Genomic DNA, 15,469 nt, shown 5'->3' with positions numbered 1-15,469 from the left:
CCTACCCTCGGCCGATCGCGCCATAGCGCCCGGCTCTTGTGCATCGGCGTGTCATGCTGAGGTAGCCGGACCAGCTGTAGGGAGGTGGCGAAGTTGTCGGAGCGATCGGGAACCTCCGCCGAGGATCCGTTCCGTGGTCGGCAGCCGACCGGTCACGAACGGATGACGGGGCTGCCCTGGGATGCGTCGTACCACGATGGCCCTGCGCCCTGGGATATCGGCGAGCCGCAGCCGGCGATAGTGCGGCTGGCATCCGAAGGCGGATTCGCCGGAGCGGTGCTCGACGCGGGCTGCGGGACGGGCGAGAACGCTTTGCGCATCGCCGCGCTGGGATTGTCGGTGCTAGGGGTCGACGTGGCCGAGACGGCACTGGCGATCGCCCGGGACAAGGCTGCCGCTCGGGGGATCGAGGCCGAGTTCGCCGTGGCCGACGCGTTCCAGTTGGAGCGTTTGGGGCGCAGGTTCGACACGGTGCTGGACTGCGGACTGTTCCACGCCTTCGACGAGGATGAGCGACCCGGATATGTGGCGAGTCTGGCGTCGGTGACCGAGCACGATGGAACCGTGTATGTGCTGTGCTTCAGTGACGACGGTCCCGATACCGGCCCGCACCCCGTCCGTCGAGAAGAGCTGACAGCGGCGTTCAGCCCCGGCAACGGATGGCATGTCGCCGCCATCGAGCCGGACCGGATTCGGACGAGATACCACGACGACGGTGCACCTGCCTGGTTCGCGACCATCAAACGGATCTAGTGCGCTGACCACGACCGTTTGCCGGGTTGGTGACATGCCGACGGAAGTCGGTGATGTGGGGCGGTGCGAGTTGATCGAACGGCGCGCCGCAGACCGGATGGGATAGACCCGGACCGGTCAGCGGCCCCGGTTCGCCAACGCCGTGAAGGCCAGCTTCGGTTCCCAGGTCTTGACCGCGCCATCGACGCTCTCGAAGACTTTCACGAGGCCGCCGCTGGCCAGGTCGAGGTCCAGGGTCGGGTCGTCGCGGTGGATCAGGTCGGGGCGGGAGAAGCAGTACCAGAAAGCGGTGTCGATGCCCGCTTCGTCGAGGATGTCCAGCATTTCGAGCAGGTGGGCGGCCTGAGCTTTCTCGTCGCGCTCGTAGGCACCGTCCAGGCGCAGGGGAGTGGCGGTGTCGGCGTCCCAGTGCAGGATGTCCGCGCCGCGATCGGCCTTGTCGGCCGCGCCGCGGTAGGTGACGCAGCCGAATTCGGTTACCGATACCGGTTTTCCGAGTTTCGCGCCCTCGGTGACGTAGGTGCGCATGAGGTTCGGATAGCGGTCTGCCAGTGCGGCCGAACGGTATCCGGCATCGGTGGCGAGGATGTCGAACAGTTCCCAGTTCACCCGTTCGAAGGGCAGACAGCAGTAGGTGAGCCTGCCGCGGAAGCGGGCTCGCGCGATTTCGGCCGCGCGGCCGAGGAATTCGTTGAAACGGGCCGGCACTTCCGCCATCGCCGCCTGGCCTGCGGGGGTGGGCAGAGCGGCCGCTCGCTGCTCGAAATCGTCGCCGGGAAAGAAGCCGTCCACGAACAGGCTGAGCTCGGAGCCGACAGCCAGCACCACATTCGCGCCTTGAATCCGCAGGCGCTCGGCAAATTCCGCGATATCGGCGACCAGCTCGAGCAGTTCATCCTGGGTGACATCGTTGACGAACGGACAGATCCACACTTCCAGGCCGACGTCCGCGGCCAGCGCGGCCGCCTGTTTCAACCGCTCCACGTAGCCGCCGGTGATACGGACGGCGTCGCAGTGCAGGTCGTCGTGGATGGCTCGCATATCCCGCAGCACAGCGTCCGGATCGAACGGTTCGTGCGTGCTGTTGCCGCGATTGACGAAACCGGTGTCGTAGCATACGCCGATGGCGCGCATCGGTACCTCCTTGGCCGTTAAGGTACGTTAAGTACCTTAACGGCGACCATAACGGACTTACTGCACGGTCGCAAGGTACGTTCAGTACCGTTATGATCGAGATGACGCGACCGACCCGCCACTGCCCTCGACCTTCCCGACACCGGCGATCTGCGCACGGACGCGCTGGAGTTGTTGCGGCGCGCCAACTCTCGCCTGGCCTCTCCGCTCGCCGAGATCCTGCGCAGCCTGCTCGCCGAACTCGCGCACGAACCGGGGCTGCTCGCCCAACTACGCGAACAATCCGGGGACGCCGCAGTGTGGAGCCTTGGCTCACCATCCGGGCCATCGCACGCGGACAGGCGCCCGCAGCGGCACGTCATCCGCGCGCCGCCGCGGTTCCGATCGACCTGCTGCGCAATGGATTCGTCACGCGCGGCGGGCCCACCGTGCTTCTCGAGGTCCTGGCAGGCATCGTGGACTTGGTGGAAGAACAGTCGACCGCGCGCCGCCGAAATGGTTTGCGTCGACATTGCTAGAGGGCCTCGCGGTTATCCGGCAAACTTCGACGAAACAGTCGGCGGCACTGAGGCGATCTGCTGAATATGACCACCGACACCATGAACCTCGCCGAACGGCGTCAAGCAATCCGAAGACTCGTCGCGGTCTGTGACGTAGTGAATCGGCTGGTGGAGCTAGCCGAGAACGAATCGTCCGAAGCTCTGATCGCGCAGGCTCACACAACGCGCCGGGTCCTTCAGGATCTGGTGCTCGATATGGTCGCCGTCGATCGGCGGCCCGAGGCCTGAGCCGGAATCGTCAGCGCCGCAGTGGAAACCGGCCATCGCGTGCTGCCGCTCGGTAGTGACTCAGGCCCTCGGGGGATAGATATCGGATGAATCACACTGAGTTCCACGACGTTCCGTGACCGGGAACCGGGCAGGCGTCGGCGGCCTCGGCGACGACCTGTGGTTCGGCGGACACCGCCGGACGCTTCCCCCTTTCCCAGCCCTGTCCGGTCACGGGTTCGATCGCGGCCAGCGCAACCAGCTCGGAGTTCTCGAAAACTCTTCCGCGACTCAGGAATCGAAAGCCCTCGGGCGATTCCAGGCTGAACCCGGAGCCGCGCCCCGGCACCACATCGAGAACCAGCTGGGTGTGCTGCCAGGCGGCGAACTGCGGACCGGAAATCCACACCGGCGCACAGTCGTCCGGCTCCGGCTCGGTCGTGGGTATTTCATCGGCCCGCAACCGCAGATCGAGCAGTCCGAGCAGCACATCGCGATCACCGACCATGAATTCGCCTGCGGGATAACACATCGGCGCCGAACCATCGCAGCAGCCGCCGGATTGGTGCAGCATCAGCGGCCCGTGTTGCCCGCGGAGGCGACGGAGCAGATCCATCGCCGCCGCGGTGGCGCGCACGCGCCGGGGGACCTCGGCCATCAGAAGAAGCCTTGCGCCTTCGACGCGTAACCGACCAGCAGGTTCTTCGTCTGCTGGTAGTGGTCGAGCATCATGCGGTGGTTCTCGCGTCCGATGCCGGACTGCTTGTAGCCGCCGAATGCGGCGTGCGCGGGGTACTGGTGATAGGTGTTGGTCCACACCCGCCCGGCCTGGATATCGCGCCCGGCCCGGTAGGCGACCGCACCGTCGCGCGACCACACACCAGCTCCGAGTCCGTAGAGCGTGTCGTTGGCGATCTTGATGGCATCGTCGTAGTCCGAGAACGAGGTCACCGAGACGACCGGCCCGAAGATCTCCTCCTGGAAGATCCGCATCGAGTTGCTTCCGGCGAAGACCGTCGGCTGCACGTAGTAGCCGCCCGCCAGGTCGCCGCCGAGGTCGGCGCGCTCGCCGCCGGTGAGCAGCGTGGCGCCCTCGCCCTTGCCGATCTCGATGTAGGACAGGATCTTTTCGAACTGATCGTTGCTGGCCTGTGCGCCGATCATGGTGTCGGTATCGAGCGGATCGCCCTGCCGCACGGCCTTGGTCCGCACCACCGCCGCGGCCAGGAATTCGTCATAGATATCGGCCTGGATGAGCGCGCGCGACGGGCAGGTGCAGACCTCGCCCTGGTTGAGTGCGAACATGGTGAAGCCTTCCAGGGCCTTGTCCTGGTAGTCGTCGTTCGCGGCGAGGACGTCGGAGAAGAAGATATTGGGGCTCTTACCACCGAGTTCCAGGGTGACCGGAATCAGATTCTGCGAGGCGTACTGCATGATCAGGCGGCCGGTGGTGGTCTCGCCGGTGAACGCGATCTTCTTGATCCGCGGGCTGGACGCCAGCGGCTTGCCCGCTTCGACGCCGAAACCGTTGACGATATTGACCACACCGGGTGGCAGCAGATCGCCGATCAGACCGATCAGGAACAGGATCGAGGCGGGAGTCTGCTCGGCGGGCTTGAGTACCACGGCATTACCGGCGGCGAGCGCGGGCGCGAGCTTCCAGGTGGCCATCAGTATCGGGAAGTTCCACGGAATGATCTGGCCGACAACACCGAGCGGCTCATGGAAGTGGTAGGCGACGGTGTCGACGTCGATCTGCGACAGCGAACCCTCCTGGGCGCGGATCGCACCGGCGAAGTAGCGGAAGTGATCGATGGCCAGGGGGATGTCGGCGGCGAGGGTTTCGCGGATCGGCTTGCCGTTGTCCCAGGTCTCCGCGAGGGCGAGCGCGTCGAGATGTTCCGCCATCCGGTCGGCGATCTTGTTGAGGATGACGGCGCGCTCGGCGACGGAGGTCTTACCCCAGGCGGGTGCGGCGGCATGCGCGGCATCGAGGGCGAGTTCGATGTCCTCGGCGGTGCCGCGAGCGACCTCGCAGAACGTTCGACCCGTTACCGGGGTTGGGTTTTCGAAGTACTGCCCCTTGACGGGCGCGACCCATTCGCCGCCGATCCAGTTGTCGTAGCGAGCCTGGAACGACATGGCGGCGTCGGGGGTTCCTGGGCGTGCGAAGACGGTCATCGAATGCTCCTCGATCTGCTGACGGTTCCTGCATGAGGTGTGATCTGGAACACTAGAAGTGTGCATGTTGCAGCACAGTTGCAACAAACTGGTCAGACGCCCAATTTGTCATCGAGTAGCCGCAACTGCGCCTTGACCTGGGCATACATCGAGGACTGTCGGTCGAGCGAGGCGAGATAGGCGGTCCATGCCGCAACGTCGTCGCGCCCGTCGACCGAACCGGTCCAGCGGGCGAGCAGGCGTCGATCGCCCGCCGTCAACAGGGCGGCGCGCAGGCGGCCGCGCAACTCGACGCGCAGTTCATCGACGCCGGGTGCGAGCGAGCGGGGCAGGATCGGCCCCGGGTAGGCGCGCACCGCCGTCGACGTGTCGCCGCGGGCGAGTGCGCGTCGAACCTCGGCGACGTCGGTATCGAGATCCATCAGCAGCCGATACGGCCGGGAGCCGAGACCATTGGCGCCCAACATCTTTCGTACCCGCGACATTTCCGCTCGCACCGTCACCGGATCCAGTTCCGATTCGTCGAGCAGCATGGCGAGGTGGTCGGCACTCAGGCCCTCGGGATATTCGGCCAGCAGCAACAGGATCTCGGCATGCCGCTGCGACAGGTGGATGCTCTCGCCGTCGCGGGTGAGAGTCGGCCGTCCCGAACCGAGCACCTGTAGCCGTGCGGTCGTGGGGTCGAGCGGTTTCGGCGAGTCGAGCAGATGCAATTGCAGGTCGGATTCCGCCGCCAGCACCGTCGCCCGGATCAGCGATAACACCTCCGGTACGGCGACTCGCGGGCCGCCGGTGATATCGATGGCGCCGATGATCCGTCCGCTCAGCGGATCGTGGACGGGTGCGGCGGTACAACTCCACTCGTGCACTACGCGGCTGAAGTGTTCGGCCCCGAAGATCTGCACGTGATGATCGAGGGCAAGGGCGGTGCCCGGCGCATTCGTGCCGACGCGATCCTCGCTCCAATCCGCGCCCTCGACGAAATTCATTGCCAGCGCCCGGTTCTTGACCTTCGCATCGCCCTCGACCCAGAGCAGTCGTCCCTTGGCATCGCTGATCGCGACCAGCAATCCGGCGTCGGTGGCATCTTCGACCAGCAATTTCTGCACAACGGGTCGGATCAGCGCGGTGGGGTGGGTGGCCCGATAGCGCTGCAGCGCAAGGCCGTCGAGGTCGATGCCGTCGCCGAAGCCGTCCGGGTCAATGCCATTGTCGCGGCTGCGCCGCCAGGAATCCAGGACTACTGGACGGATCGAATCACCGTCGGGTCGGACGGTCGGCAGGCGGTCGACGCCTTCGAGGAAGGAGCGGTGCGCGGACGACACACGCCGTGCCAATTGCGTGAGGTCGTCATCCGGTCGAACGGCGACCCAGGGGTTGCCGTGCGCTGCTGTGCTCAATCGGTGTCCTTCGTATCTGCCTGTGTCCACTGTAATGCCGGTCACATAGGCATTACCAAGAGTGGCGACTACAACGGGCGCCGCACTGGCGGCCCACGTACCCTGACTGTTGCTCTGAGCGGGCGGCACCGACGCACGCCCGCTCACCGTTTCTGCTCATCGACTGGAGTTTCGTCACTTGACCACGCCAGAGTCGGCAACGCACCCTCGTTCCTACCCGGTCGCACACGGTTCACCGATCGATACCGACGGTCCCCGAATCGCGCTGTACTCAGAGGAATTCGCCGCGGATCCACATGCCGCGTACCGCGAGATGCGCAGTAGATACGGTTCTCTGGTGCCGGTGGAGCTGTCGCCCGGCGTGCCGGCCACCCTGGTGATCGGCTATTACACCGCGCTGCGAATCCTCAATGATCCCGACCATTTTCCGGCCGATTCACGGACCTGGCAGAAGGGCATCCCCGAGGACTGCCCGGTTCGACCGATGCTCGAATGGCGTCCGGCCGCGATTCGCAGCACCGGCCTCGAGCACACCCGCTACCGGGAGGCGACCGTTGCCGGTATTGGTGTAATCGATCTGTTCGCTTTGCATTCCACCGTGGAGCAGATCGCCATTCCGCTGATCAACACCTTCTGTGCGGACGGTACGGCGGATCTGGTCGGGCAGTATGCATTGCCGCTGTCCTTCGCGGTGATCAACGCCATGCTCGGCTGCCCGCAGGAAATCGGCCAGCGCGCCGCGGCCGGTATGGCCGCCCTCATGGAAGGTGCGGATGCCGCCGTCGAGGGCAATAAGATGGTTGCCGATGCGATGTTCGATCTGGTCCGCCTCAAGCGCGACCAGCCGGGCGACGATATCGTCTCCGGTCTGCTCGCCCATCCGGCGCAACTCGACGACGCCGAGATGATCCACCAGGTGCTCAGCCTGTACGGCGCCGGGATGGAACCGACCCAGAATCTGATCATCAATACGCTGCGACCGATGTTGACCGACACCCGGTTCGGTGGCGGCATTCTCGGCGGCACCCTGTCCACGCGCGATGCGTTGGACGAGGTGTTGTTCACCGATCCACCGCTATCCAACTACTGCATCACCTTCCCGAAGCAGCCGATCCTGATCGATGACGCGTGGCTGCCCGCGCACCAGCCGGTAGTCATCAGCATGGCCGGCTGCAATAACGATCCCGCGATCAACACCGGCGAGTACACCGACAACAGGTCCCACCTGGCATGGAGCGCCGGGCCGCACGCCTGCCCCGCCCGTTCGGTCGCAACCCTGGTCGCACAGGACGCGATCGATCAACTGCTGGACGCCTTACCGGAAATGCAACTCGCCGTTCCCCCCGAAGAACTGCAATGGCGACCGGGAGCGTTCCACCGCGCCTTGGTCGCCCTGCCCGTCACCTTCCCCAAGTCCCCTCCGCTGCAAGTCTTCTGAGGACATCCCGGCGGCCGATCGCGGACAGCGGTATTCCGATCGGGGACATGTGCAGCGTGGCCCAGCGCGCCGAGCACACATTGCCGCCGATCGGATACCTGCTCGCGGCGCAGAATCCGGTTTGCCGATCAATGCCGCAGGGGAGCCCGGCCCTCAGATGCCCAGTTCCGCGGCGGCCAGGTTGGTGCCTTCGCGGGCGCGGATCTTCGCGAAACTCGGTTGATCGGTCAAACTGAAAGCCCCGAATCGATTGCCCCGGTTCGATATCGCGCATTCCGCTGGCGCGAGTCAGGGGTCGGATGCTTCGATCGGACCATGACCGACGACACCGAAGTCCCACGCATCGTCTCCGCCAGCCGCGATATCGCCGCCGGGGCGGAGCAGATCTTCGAGTTGATCGCCGACCCGTTGCAACAGCCGCGCTGGGATGGCAATGACAACCTCGCACAGGCAGCAGCGGGTCAACGCGTGCGCGAGGTGGGGGCTATGTTCCTCATGACGACCACCAAGGGGTCGGTCCGAGAGAACCATGTGGTGGAGTTCGAAGAGGCTCGCCGCATCGCCTGGCTGCCCGCGGAACCGGAGCAGCAACCCCCGGGTCACCTGTGGCGCTGGGAGCTCGAACCCCTGGACCCGGCACATACCCGGGTCACGCACACCTACGACTGGTCGCGTTTGACCGACGAGGACCGGTTCCCCCGTGCCCGGGCGACCACCGCTGACAAACTCCGAGCCTCCGTCGACCGACTCGCCGAGCTCGCCGAACAGTAGGCAGGCAAAGCCCTGGGCCGGGCGATCATTCGCAATCCGTGGCGGGGGTGCCGCGGGTCGTCGATATCGACATGCGTCGTCCCGCTAGCCCTCCGATCGCATCAGCTCGGCCAAGGTGGCGCGGGATCCATTGGTATGCAGTGAACTCAGGGCCGCGGTATAGGCTTCGACGAAGCGTGGCTCGTCGATCAGATCGCCGAATACCGAGCGATCGCTCAGGAACGCGGTGGGATCATCGCGCTGGCGACGGGCCAGGGGTACCAGGCGCTCGCGCAGCCCATCGATCACCTCGATCGGTGCACCGGATTCGTCAACCCCCTCGGCATAGCGCGCCCAGCTTGCGACTACCGTTGCGGCACAAGTGATCTCGCCACCCGTGGCGAGTTGCCGACGGACCACCGGTAGCAGCCATTTGGGGATCCGATCCGAGGATTCGGCACACAGCCTGGCGATGGTGTCGCCGATCGCGGGGTTGGCGAAGCGCTCGATCAGGGTGCGCTTGTATCGATCCAGGTCGACTCCGGGTACCGGGCGCAGGGTCGGCGTCGCCTCGCGGTCCATGTAGCGCATCAGGAACCGGTGGAAGAGGCGATCCTGCGCCGCCTCGTGGACGAGCCGGTAGCCGCTCAGATATCCGAGGTAGGCCAGCGCCTGGTGGCTCGCGTTCAGCAGGCGCAGTTTCATCAGCTCGTAGGGTGCGACATCGCCGACGAATTGCACGCCGACCTCGTCGAGCGCTGGTCGGCCGAGCGAGAACGAATCCTCGATCACCCATTGGGTGAATGGCTCGGTCACCACTGGCCAGCGATCGCGCACGCCGTGGCGCCGCGCGAGTTCCGCCGACGTCCCCGGCGGGGTCACCGGCGTGATCCGGTCCACCATCGAATTCGGGAATCGCACCGTGCGCTCGACCCAGTCGCCCAGTTCCGGATCGCGCAGCCAGGCGAAGGCGCCGAACGTGCGGCGCGCGACGTCGCCGTTGCCCTCGATATTGTCGCAGGACAGGACGGTGAACGGCGCGATGTCGCGCGCACGACGTCGCCTCAGCCCCTCGGTGATGAGCCCGAATACGGTGGTGGGTAACGCATTCGGGGCAAGATCGGCGCGGATGTCCGGATTGTCGGCGTCGAATTCGCCGGTGGTCGCGGCGAAGTTGTAGCCGCCCTCGGTGATGGTGAGCGAGACGATCCGGGTCGCCGGGGCGGCGAGTTTCTCGATGACGGTCTCGGGATCGTCCGGCGCGTATAGATATTCGATGATCGAGCCGATCACCCGGGTCGTCCGGGTGCCGTCGGAGCCGACGACCGACAGTGTGTACAGGCCGTCCTGCGCCGCGAGCGCATCACGCATGCGCCGATCTTCCTGACGCACCCCGACCCCGCAGATTCCCCAGTCGCGAGACCCGCCGCGCCGCAGCAACTCGTCGAGGTAGTTCGCCTGATGTGCGCGATGGAATCCGCCGACGCCGAAATGCACTATGCCGCTGCTGATTCGAGTGCGGTCGTAGGTCGGTGCGGACAGGTCGGGAGGTAGGTCGCCGACGGTCGCGGCACGCAATGTGATGTATGTGGCCTCACTCATGACAACCCCTTGACTGTTGTGTACGTCACATTCCGATGGTAACCTCTGTGAGCAATAGATCAGCTGCTGAGCAGATGATCAGCGTCAATGAGGAGCTCGTGTGGCCACCGAACCATCCCGGCCGAGCGCGCCGGACGATGTCCGGCTCGCATTGCGGGCCGCGCAGCTCTATCACCTGGAAGGCGCGACGCAGGCGGAAATCGCGGCCAAGCTGGGTGTTTCGCGGCCGACCGCCGGTCGGCTGATCGCCCGTGCGCGGGCACAGGGACTGGTGCGCATCGAGATCAGCGTCCCCGACGATCTGCGCTCATCGGTACACACCGATATCGAAAGCGAGGTCGAGGCGGCATTCGGGCTCACCGAGGCGGTGGTGCTGGGGGATATCCCCGATGGCTCCTCATCGGGCCTACTGCCCCTGGCCCGCGCCGCGGTCGGCGTACTGACCCGTCGGCTGCAGCCGACGCACACCCTCGGATTCACCTGGGGCCCAGAGACGATCGCCGTCGCGCACGAACTGCGCACCAAATCGGCGCACTGCGCGAATGTCGTCCAGCTCGACGGATCGATGACCTCGTTCGACTACCAGACCGGCGTGGACTACACGCTGGGCCGATGCGCGACGCAACTACAGGCGACGCCGGTTCGCCTGCACGCACCGCTGTACGCCGATCCGGCGACGGTTACCGCGCTGGAACAGGATTCGGTGCTCGGGCGCGCGATATCGCTGGGCCGCGGTGCCGATGTGATGATGTTCGGCGTCGGCCCGGTCTCCACGGCCACCACCCTGTTCGAGGGCAGCTATCTCGATACCGCGATCCTCGACGAACTGCGTGGGCTCGGTGCGGTCGGCGAAATCGGCGGCCGGTTCTTCCACGCCGACGGCAGCGATGTCGCGGGATCGCTTGCACAGCGGACCGTTTCGGTCGGCCTCGACGCCATCCGGCGATGCCCCGCCGCGGTGCTGATCTCCGGCGGGCCGATGAAACACGAAGCCGTTCTCGGTGCGTTGCGCGGGGGACTGGCCAAGATCCTCGTCACCGATATCGAGTGTGCGCGGTGGTTGCTGGAAAGGAAGGAGGGCCCGTCCGATGCGTAGACCGAGCCCCAGGAGCAGGCCGACCCGATTTGCGAAACCCGCAGTGGCGCTGGCTATTGCGGCCCTATTGGCGGTGTCCGGTTGCGCGGGGGCCGGTTCGTTCACCTCCGGCGGCGGGGACACCGTGACCATCGCCATGGTCTCCAACTCACAGATGCGGGATGCCATCGCGCTCTCCGGTGAGTTCGAGCGCGAAAATCCGGGCACCAAACTCAAATTCGTCTCCCTGTCGGAGAACGAGGCCCGCGCCAAGATCACCGCATCGGTCGCGACCGGCGGCGGCGAATTCGATGTCGTCATGATCAGCAATTACGAGACGCCGCAATGGGCCGCGAACGGGTGGTTGGTCGATCTGTCGACCTACGCGCGACAGACCCCGGGCTACGACGAACAGGATTTCATCCCGTCGCTGCGAAAGTCGCTGTCCTACAACGGCGATATGTACTCGGTGCCGTTCTATGGCGAATCGTCGTTCCTGATGTACCGCAAGGATCTGCTCGAGCAGGCCGGGCTGACCATGCCCGCCGAACCCACCTGGGATCAGGTCGCGCAGGCCGCGGCGAAACTCGACGATCCGGCCAGCGGTCGCTCCGGCATCTGCCTGCGCGGCAAACCGGGCTGGGGTGAATCGCTCGCCCCGCTGAATACGGTGATCAATACCTTCGGTGGCCGCTGGTTCGACGAGAACTGGCACGCCCAACTCACCAGCCCGGAGGTGGTCGCGGCCGTCGAGTTCTATATCGGCTTGGTCCGCGCGCACGGCGAGCCCGGTGCGGCCACCAGCGGATTCGGTGAATGCGCGACACAGCTTTCCCAGGGCAATACCGCGATGTGGTACGACGCGACCTCGGCCGTCGGTGTGCTCGAGGATCCCGCATCGAGCAAGGTGGTCGGCAAGATCGGCTACGTGCTCGCGCCGACAATGCGCAAACCCAACTCCGGCTGGCTCTATACCTGGTCGCTCGGCATTCCCAAATCCAGCGATAAACCGGACGCCGCATGGAAATTCATCTCCTGGATGACCGGCAAGCCCTACATCGAGATGGTCGGTCAGCGGCTCGGCTGGTCACATGTGCCACCCGGCAGTCGCCAGTCCACTTACGAGATTCCCGAGTACAAGGAGGCCTCGAAGGCCTATGGGCCGCTCACGCTGGCCGCAATGTCGGGCGTCGACCCGGAACATCCCACCGTGCAACCGGTTCCGTACACCGGCATCCAGTTCATCACCATTCCGGAGTTCCAGGATCTCGGAACTCGGGTGAGTCAGCAGATCAGCGCCGCGGTCGCGGGCCGGATCAGCGTGCGGGCCGCACTCGAGCAAGCACAGCAGTATGCCGAGACCGTCGGCAGGTCGTATCGAGGGAATCAGTAGTCATGTCCGAAACAATCACTGCCCCTGCGGTATCGGCGCCCGCTGGATCACCGGCCGCCGCGGAGCTATCCCATCGGCTTTCGCGCGCCGAGGCCTGGCGACGCCGTGGACCGCTGTTGCCCGCGCTGATCTTCATGATCGTCGTCACCCAGGTGCCGTTCGTCTTCACGCTGTATTACTCGACGCAATCCTGGAACCTGGTCCGGCCCGGATCCCGGCACTTCACCGGACTGCAGAACTACGTGGACGTATTCCGCGACAGCCAATTCCGTCAGGTCGCGCTCAATACCGTGATCCTGATCGTCGGGACCGTCATCGTCTCGGTGATCCTCGGGTTGCTGTTGGCGTTGCTACTGGATCGGGCCTTCTTCGGCCGCGGCGTGGTGCGCACCCTGCTGATCACACCGTTCCTCGTGACACCCGTGGCGGCTGCGCTGATCTGGAAGACGACGATGCTGGATCCGGTCTTCGGGCTGGTCAACTTCGTATTGAAACCGTTCGGCGCCGGTCGGACCGATTGGGTGAGCAAATACCCGCTGCCCGCGGTGATGGCGGATCTGGTCTGGCAGTGGACGCCGTTCATGATGCTGCTGATCCTGGCCGGGCTGCAATCGATGCCCCGCGACATCGTGGAGGCCGCCAAGGTCGACGGTGCGAGTTCCTTCGCGGTGTTCCGGGAACTCACGCTGCCACATCTGCGCCGGTTCATCGAACTCGGTGCGGTACTGGGTGCGATCTATCTGGTCAACACCTTCGACGCGGTGTACATGATGACCTCGGGCGGACCCGGCATCGCCAGTTCCAATCTGCCCTTCTACATCTACCAGCGCGCATTCCTGGGCTTCGATATCGGCCAAGCCGCCGCGATGGGTGTGGTCACCGTTATCGCCACCACCGTGGTCGCCACCTTTGCGCTGCGACTGCTGTTCAAGACATTCAGCGGAAAGGAAGCGGCGGCATGAACGCACGCAAACGGTCCGGCCTGATCTGGAGCCTGCTCGCCTGGGTCGTCGGCATCGGCATGTTCTTCCCGGTGCTGTGGATGGTGCTGACGGCGTTCAAACAGGAGGGCGATGCCTACACCGATCCGCCGAAGCTGTTTTTCACCCCGACACTGGACCAGTTCTCCGCGGTCCTCGATAGCGGTATCGGCACCAGCCTGTTGAACTCCACCTTCGCGACCGTGGTCTCCACGGCTCTGGTATTGGCACTGGGCATTCCGGCCGCCTTCGCGCTGTCGCTGCGGCCGGTGCGCAAGACCCGCGACGCGCTGTTCTTCTTCATCGGCACCAAGATGCTGCCGGTCGTCGCGGCGATCGTGCCGCTGTATGTGATCGTCGGCGATATCGGACTGCTCGACAATATCTGGGCGCTCGTCATCCTCTACACGGCAATGAATCTGCCGATCGCGGTGTGGATGATGCGCTCGTTCTTCCTGGAGGTGCCCGGCGAACTGCTCGAGGCCGCGAGCATGGACGGCGCCGGCCTCGTGACCTCGGTGCGCGAGGTGATCCTGCCGCTGGTCTCACCAGGTATCGCGGCCACCGCGCTGATCTGCGTCATCTTCTCCTGGAACGAATTCTTCTTCGCCGTGAATCTCACCGCGGTGCAGGCCCAGACCATGCCGGTGTTCCTGGTCGGTTTCATTACCGGTGAGGGCCTGTACTGGGCGCGGTTGTCCGCGGCCGCCGTACTCGCCGCCCTGCCCGTCGTACTCGCCGGTTGGCTCGCGCAGAACAAGCTTGTGCGCGGGCTGTCCTTCGGCGCCATCAAGTAAGGAAAAGTCAATGGCCACAATCCGTTACGAGGCGGCATCCTGCGCCTATCCGGGCGCCGATGCGCTCGCGGTCGATGCGCTGGATCTGGATATCGCCGACGGCGAATTCATTGTCCTGGTCGGACCTTCGGGCTCGGGCAAGTCGACCGCCTTACGCATGCTCGCCGGGCTGGAGGAGATCGACGCCGGATCGATCCGGATCGACGGCACCGATATGGTCGGTGTGCCGTCCAAGGACCGCGATATCGCCATGGTGTTCCAGAACTACGCGCTCTACCCGAACAAGACCGTCGGGGAGAATATGGGTTTCGCTCTGAAGATGATGAAGGTGCCGTTGGCCGAACGCAAGAAGCGCGTCGCCGATGCCGCCGAATTGCTGGGCCTGACTCCATATCTCGACCGCAAGCCCGCCAAGCTGTCCGGCGGACAACGTCAGCGGGTCGCGATGGGCCGCGCCATCGTGCGTGAGCCGCGCGTGTTCTGTATGGACGAGCCGCTGAGCAATCTCGACGCCAAGCTGCGCGTACAGACCCGCACCCAGATCGCCGCCCTGCAGCGCCGCCTCGGCACCACCACTGTCTACGTCACCCACGACCAGGTCGAGGCCATGACCATGGGCGATCGCGTTGCCGTGCTGCGCGATGGCAAGCTGCAACAGTTCAGCACCCCCGCCGAACTCTACGATCGGCCCGCCAACGCGTTCGTCGCCGGATTTATCGGCTCGCCGTCGATGAATCTGTGCACGGTGCCCATCGTGGCAGGTGGTGTCCGGGTCGCCGACGCCACCGTGGAATTGCCGCGCGAGCAGCTGGCCCACCTCGCCGCGGCCGGACTCGACACCGTGACCATCGGCATCCGGCCCGAGCAGCTCGAACTCCGTCGCGACGGAACCGGTTTCGGTGTCGGCGTCGAGCTGATCGAGGAGCTCGGCAGCGAATCGTATATCTACGCCCGCGTTCCCGGCGCCCTGCTCACCGGTCTCGATGGGGAACCACTCACCTTCGTGGCCCGCTCCGCCAGCCGCGCGCCCGCCGAGCTGGGCGAGGCGGTGACGATGCGGGTGCACGACACCGCTTCGGTGCACCTGTTCCACCCCGTGCATGGAACCCGGATCGCGGGCTGAGGTGTTGTTCGCCCACGAATAGCCTCGATCGCCGGGCGCGAATGTTTCGGCGCCGAGACATTCCGCTGTCTGGATC

The 15,469-nt window shown here is 65.3% G+C and carries 15 protein-coding genes and 1 pseudogene; 11 read left to right on the top strand and 5 right to left on the bottom strand.

Features of this window, described 5'->3' with window-relative positions:
• Positions 1-93: 93 nt before the first annotated feature.
• The gene (locus ACQP1G_RS29335) at positions 94-753 is read left to right on the top strand and encodes a class I SAM-dependent methyltransferase (RefSeq protein WP_433192785.1); all 660 of its coding nucleotides are present in this window, start codon (positions 94-96) and stop codon (positions 751-753) included.
• Between the two features lie 117 nt (positions 754-870).
• Here ACQP1G_RS29335 and ACQP1G_RS29330 read toward each other — a convergent pair whose 3' ends face one another.
• Positions 871-1,887, bottom strand: coding sequence for a hypothetical protein (locus ACQP1G_RS29330; RefSeq protein WP_433192784.1), 1,017 nt, complete (start codon positions 1,885-1,887; stop codon positions 871-873).
• Positions 1,888-2,058: 171 nt separating this feature from the next.
• On the opposite strand from ACQP1G_RS29330, the pseudogene ACQP1G_RS29325 reads away from it, so the two are divergent.
• The 3 genes and pseudogenes from ACQP1G_RS29325 to ACQP1G_RS29315 form a co-directional block, all read left to right on the top strand.
• Positions 2,059-2,112, top strand: a pseudogene (locus ACQP1G_RS29325) (hypothetical protein); the annotation flags it as partial.
• 74 nt (positions 2,113-2,186) lie between these two features.
• Positions 2,187-2,405 (top strand): hypothetical protein, encoded by a 219-nt coding sequence (locus ACQP1G_RS29320; protein WP_433209528.1) that lies wholly within the window; start codon positions 2,187-2,189, stop codon positions 2,403-2,405.
• Between the two features lie 66 nt (positions 2,406-2,471).
• On the top strand, positions 2,472-2,675 hold the full coding sequence (locus tag ACQP1G_RS29315; RefSeq protein ID WP_433192783.1) for a hypothetical protein: 204 nt from the start codon (positions 2,472-2,474) through the stop codon (positions 2,673-2,675).
• A 91-nt stretch (positions 2,676-2,766) separates the two neighbouring features.
• Here the strand turns inward: ACQP1G_RS29315 and ACQP1G_RS29310 are convergent, their stop codons facing one another.
• The 3 genes from ACQP1G_RS29310 to ACQP1G_RS29300 form a co-directional block, all read right to left on the bottom strand.
• A complete protein-coding gene (locus ACQP1G_RS29310) occupies positions 2,767-3,312 on the bottom strand; it encodes a DUF779 domain-containing protein (protein ID WP_433192782.1) in 546 nt (181 codons plus the stop codon).
• Positions 3,312-4,835 (bottom strand): aldehyde dehydrogenase, encoded by a 1,524-nt coding sequence (gene adh, locus ACQP1G_RS29305; protein WP_433192781.1) that lies wholly within the window; start codon positions 4,833-4,835, stop codon positions 3,312-3,314. Before adh ends, ACQP1G_RS29310 begins: the two co-directional genes overlap by 1 nt.
• Positions 4,836-4,927: 92 nt before the next feature.
• The gene (locus ACQP1G_RS29300) at positions 4,928-6,235 is read right to left on the bottom strand and encodes a transcriptional regulator (protein ID WP_433192780.1); all 1,308 of its coding nucleotides are present in this window, start codon (positions 6,233-6,235) and stop codon (positions 4,928-4,930) included.
• Positions 6,236-6,413: 178 nt separating this feature from the next.
• Here ACQP1G_RS29300 and ACQP1G_RS29295 point away from each other — a divergent pair, with 178 nt between their 5' ends.
• Entirely contained in the window at positions 6,414-7,673 is a 1,260-nt protein-coding gene (locus ACQP1G_RS29295; RefSeq protein ID WP_433192779.1) for a cytochrome P450, read from the top strand.
• A gap of 315 nt (positions 7,674-7,988) precedes the next feature.
• On the top strand, positions 7,989-8,444 hold the full coding sequence (locus ACQP1G_RS29290; protein WP_433192778.1) for an SRPBCC family protein: 456 nt from the start codon (positions 7,989-7,991) through the stop codon (positions 8,442-8,444).
• 84 nt (positions 8,445-8,528) lie between these two features.
• On the opposite strand, the gene ACQP1G_RS29285 is transcribed toward ACQP1G_RS29290, so the two are convergent.
• Entirely contained in the window at positions 8,529-10,025 is a 1,497-nt protein-coding gene (locus tag ACQP1G_RS29285; protein WP_433192777.1) for a mannitol dehydrogenase family protein, read from the bottom strand.
• Positions 10,026-10,125: 100 nt separating this feature from the next.
• On the opposite strand from ACQP1G_RS29285, the gene ACQP1G_RS29280 reads away from it, so the two are divergent.
• From ACQP1G_RS29280 to ACQP1G_RS29260, 5 genes are read left to right on the top strand one after another with little or no spacing between them, the layout of a single operon-like run.
• Positions 10,126-11,121: a sugar-binding transcriptional regulator gene (locus ACQP1G_RS29280; protein ID WP_433192776.1), complete on the top strand. Its 996-nt coding sequence runs from the start codon at positions 10,126-10,128 to the stop codon at positions 11,119-11,121.
• On the top strand, positions 11,114-12,493 hold the full coding sequence (locus tag ACQP1G_RS29275) for an ABC transporter substrate-binding protein (RefSeq protein ID WP_433192775.1): 1,380 nt from the start codon (positions 11,114-11,116) through the stop codon (positions 12,491-12,493). Before ACQP1G_RS29280 ends, ACQP1G_RS29275 begins: the two co-directional genes overlap by 8 nt.
• Before the next feature lie 2 nt (positions 12,494-12,495).
• On the top strand, positions 12,496-13,455 hold the full coding sequence (locus ACQP1G_RS29270) for a carbohydrate ABC transporter permease (protein WP_433192774.1): 960 nt from the start codon (positions 12,496-12,498) through the stop codon (positions 13,453-13,455).
• Positions 13,452-14,270: a carbohydrate ABC transporter permease gene (locus tag ACQP1G_RS29265; RefSeq protein WP_433192773.1), complete on the top strand. Its 819-nt coding sequence runs from the start codon at positions 13,452-13,454 to the stop codon at positions 14,268-14,270. Before ACQP1G_RS29270 ends, ACQP1G_RS29265 begins: the two co-directional genes overlap by 4 nt.
• A 10-nt stretch (positions 14,271-14,280) precedes the next feature.
• Complete coding sequence (locus tag ACQP1G_RS29260; RefSeq protein WP_433192772.1) at positions 14,281-15,393, top strand: ABC transporter ATP-binding protein; 1,113 nt, start codon at positions 14,281-14,283, stop codon at positions 15,391-15,393.
• Positions 15,394-15,469 lie beyond the last annotated feature (76 nt).

Origin of the sequence: Nocardia sp. CA-107356 (assembly GCF_050946365.1) — a bacterium.
Classification (GTDB): Bacteria; Actinomycetota; Actinomycetes; order Mycobacteriales; family Mycobacteriaceae; genus Nocardia.
Note: the sequence above shows the minus strand (reverse complement) of the source record. Positions and strands in the feature narration are given on the sequence as shown.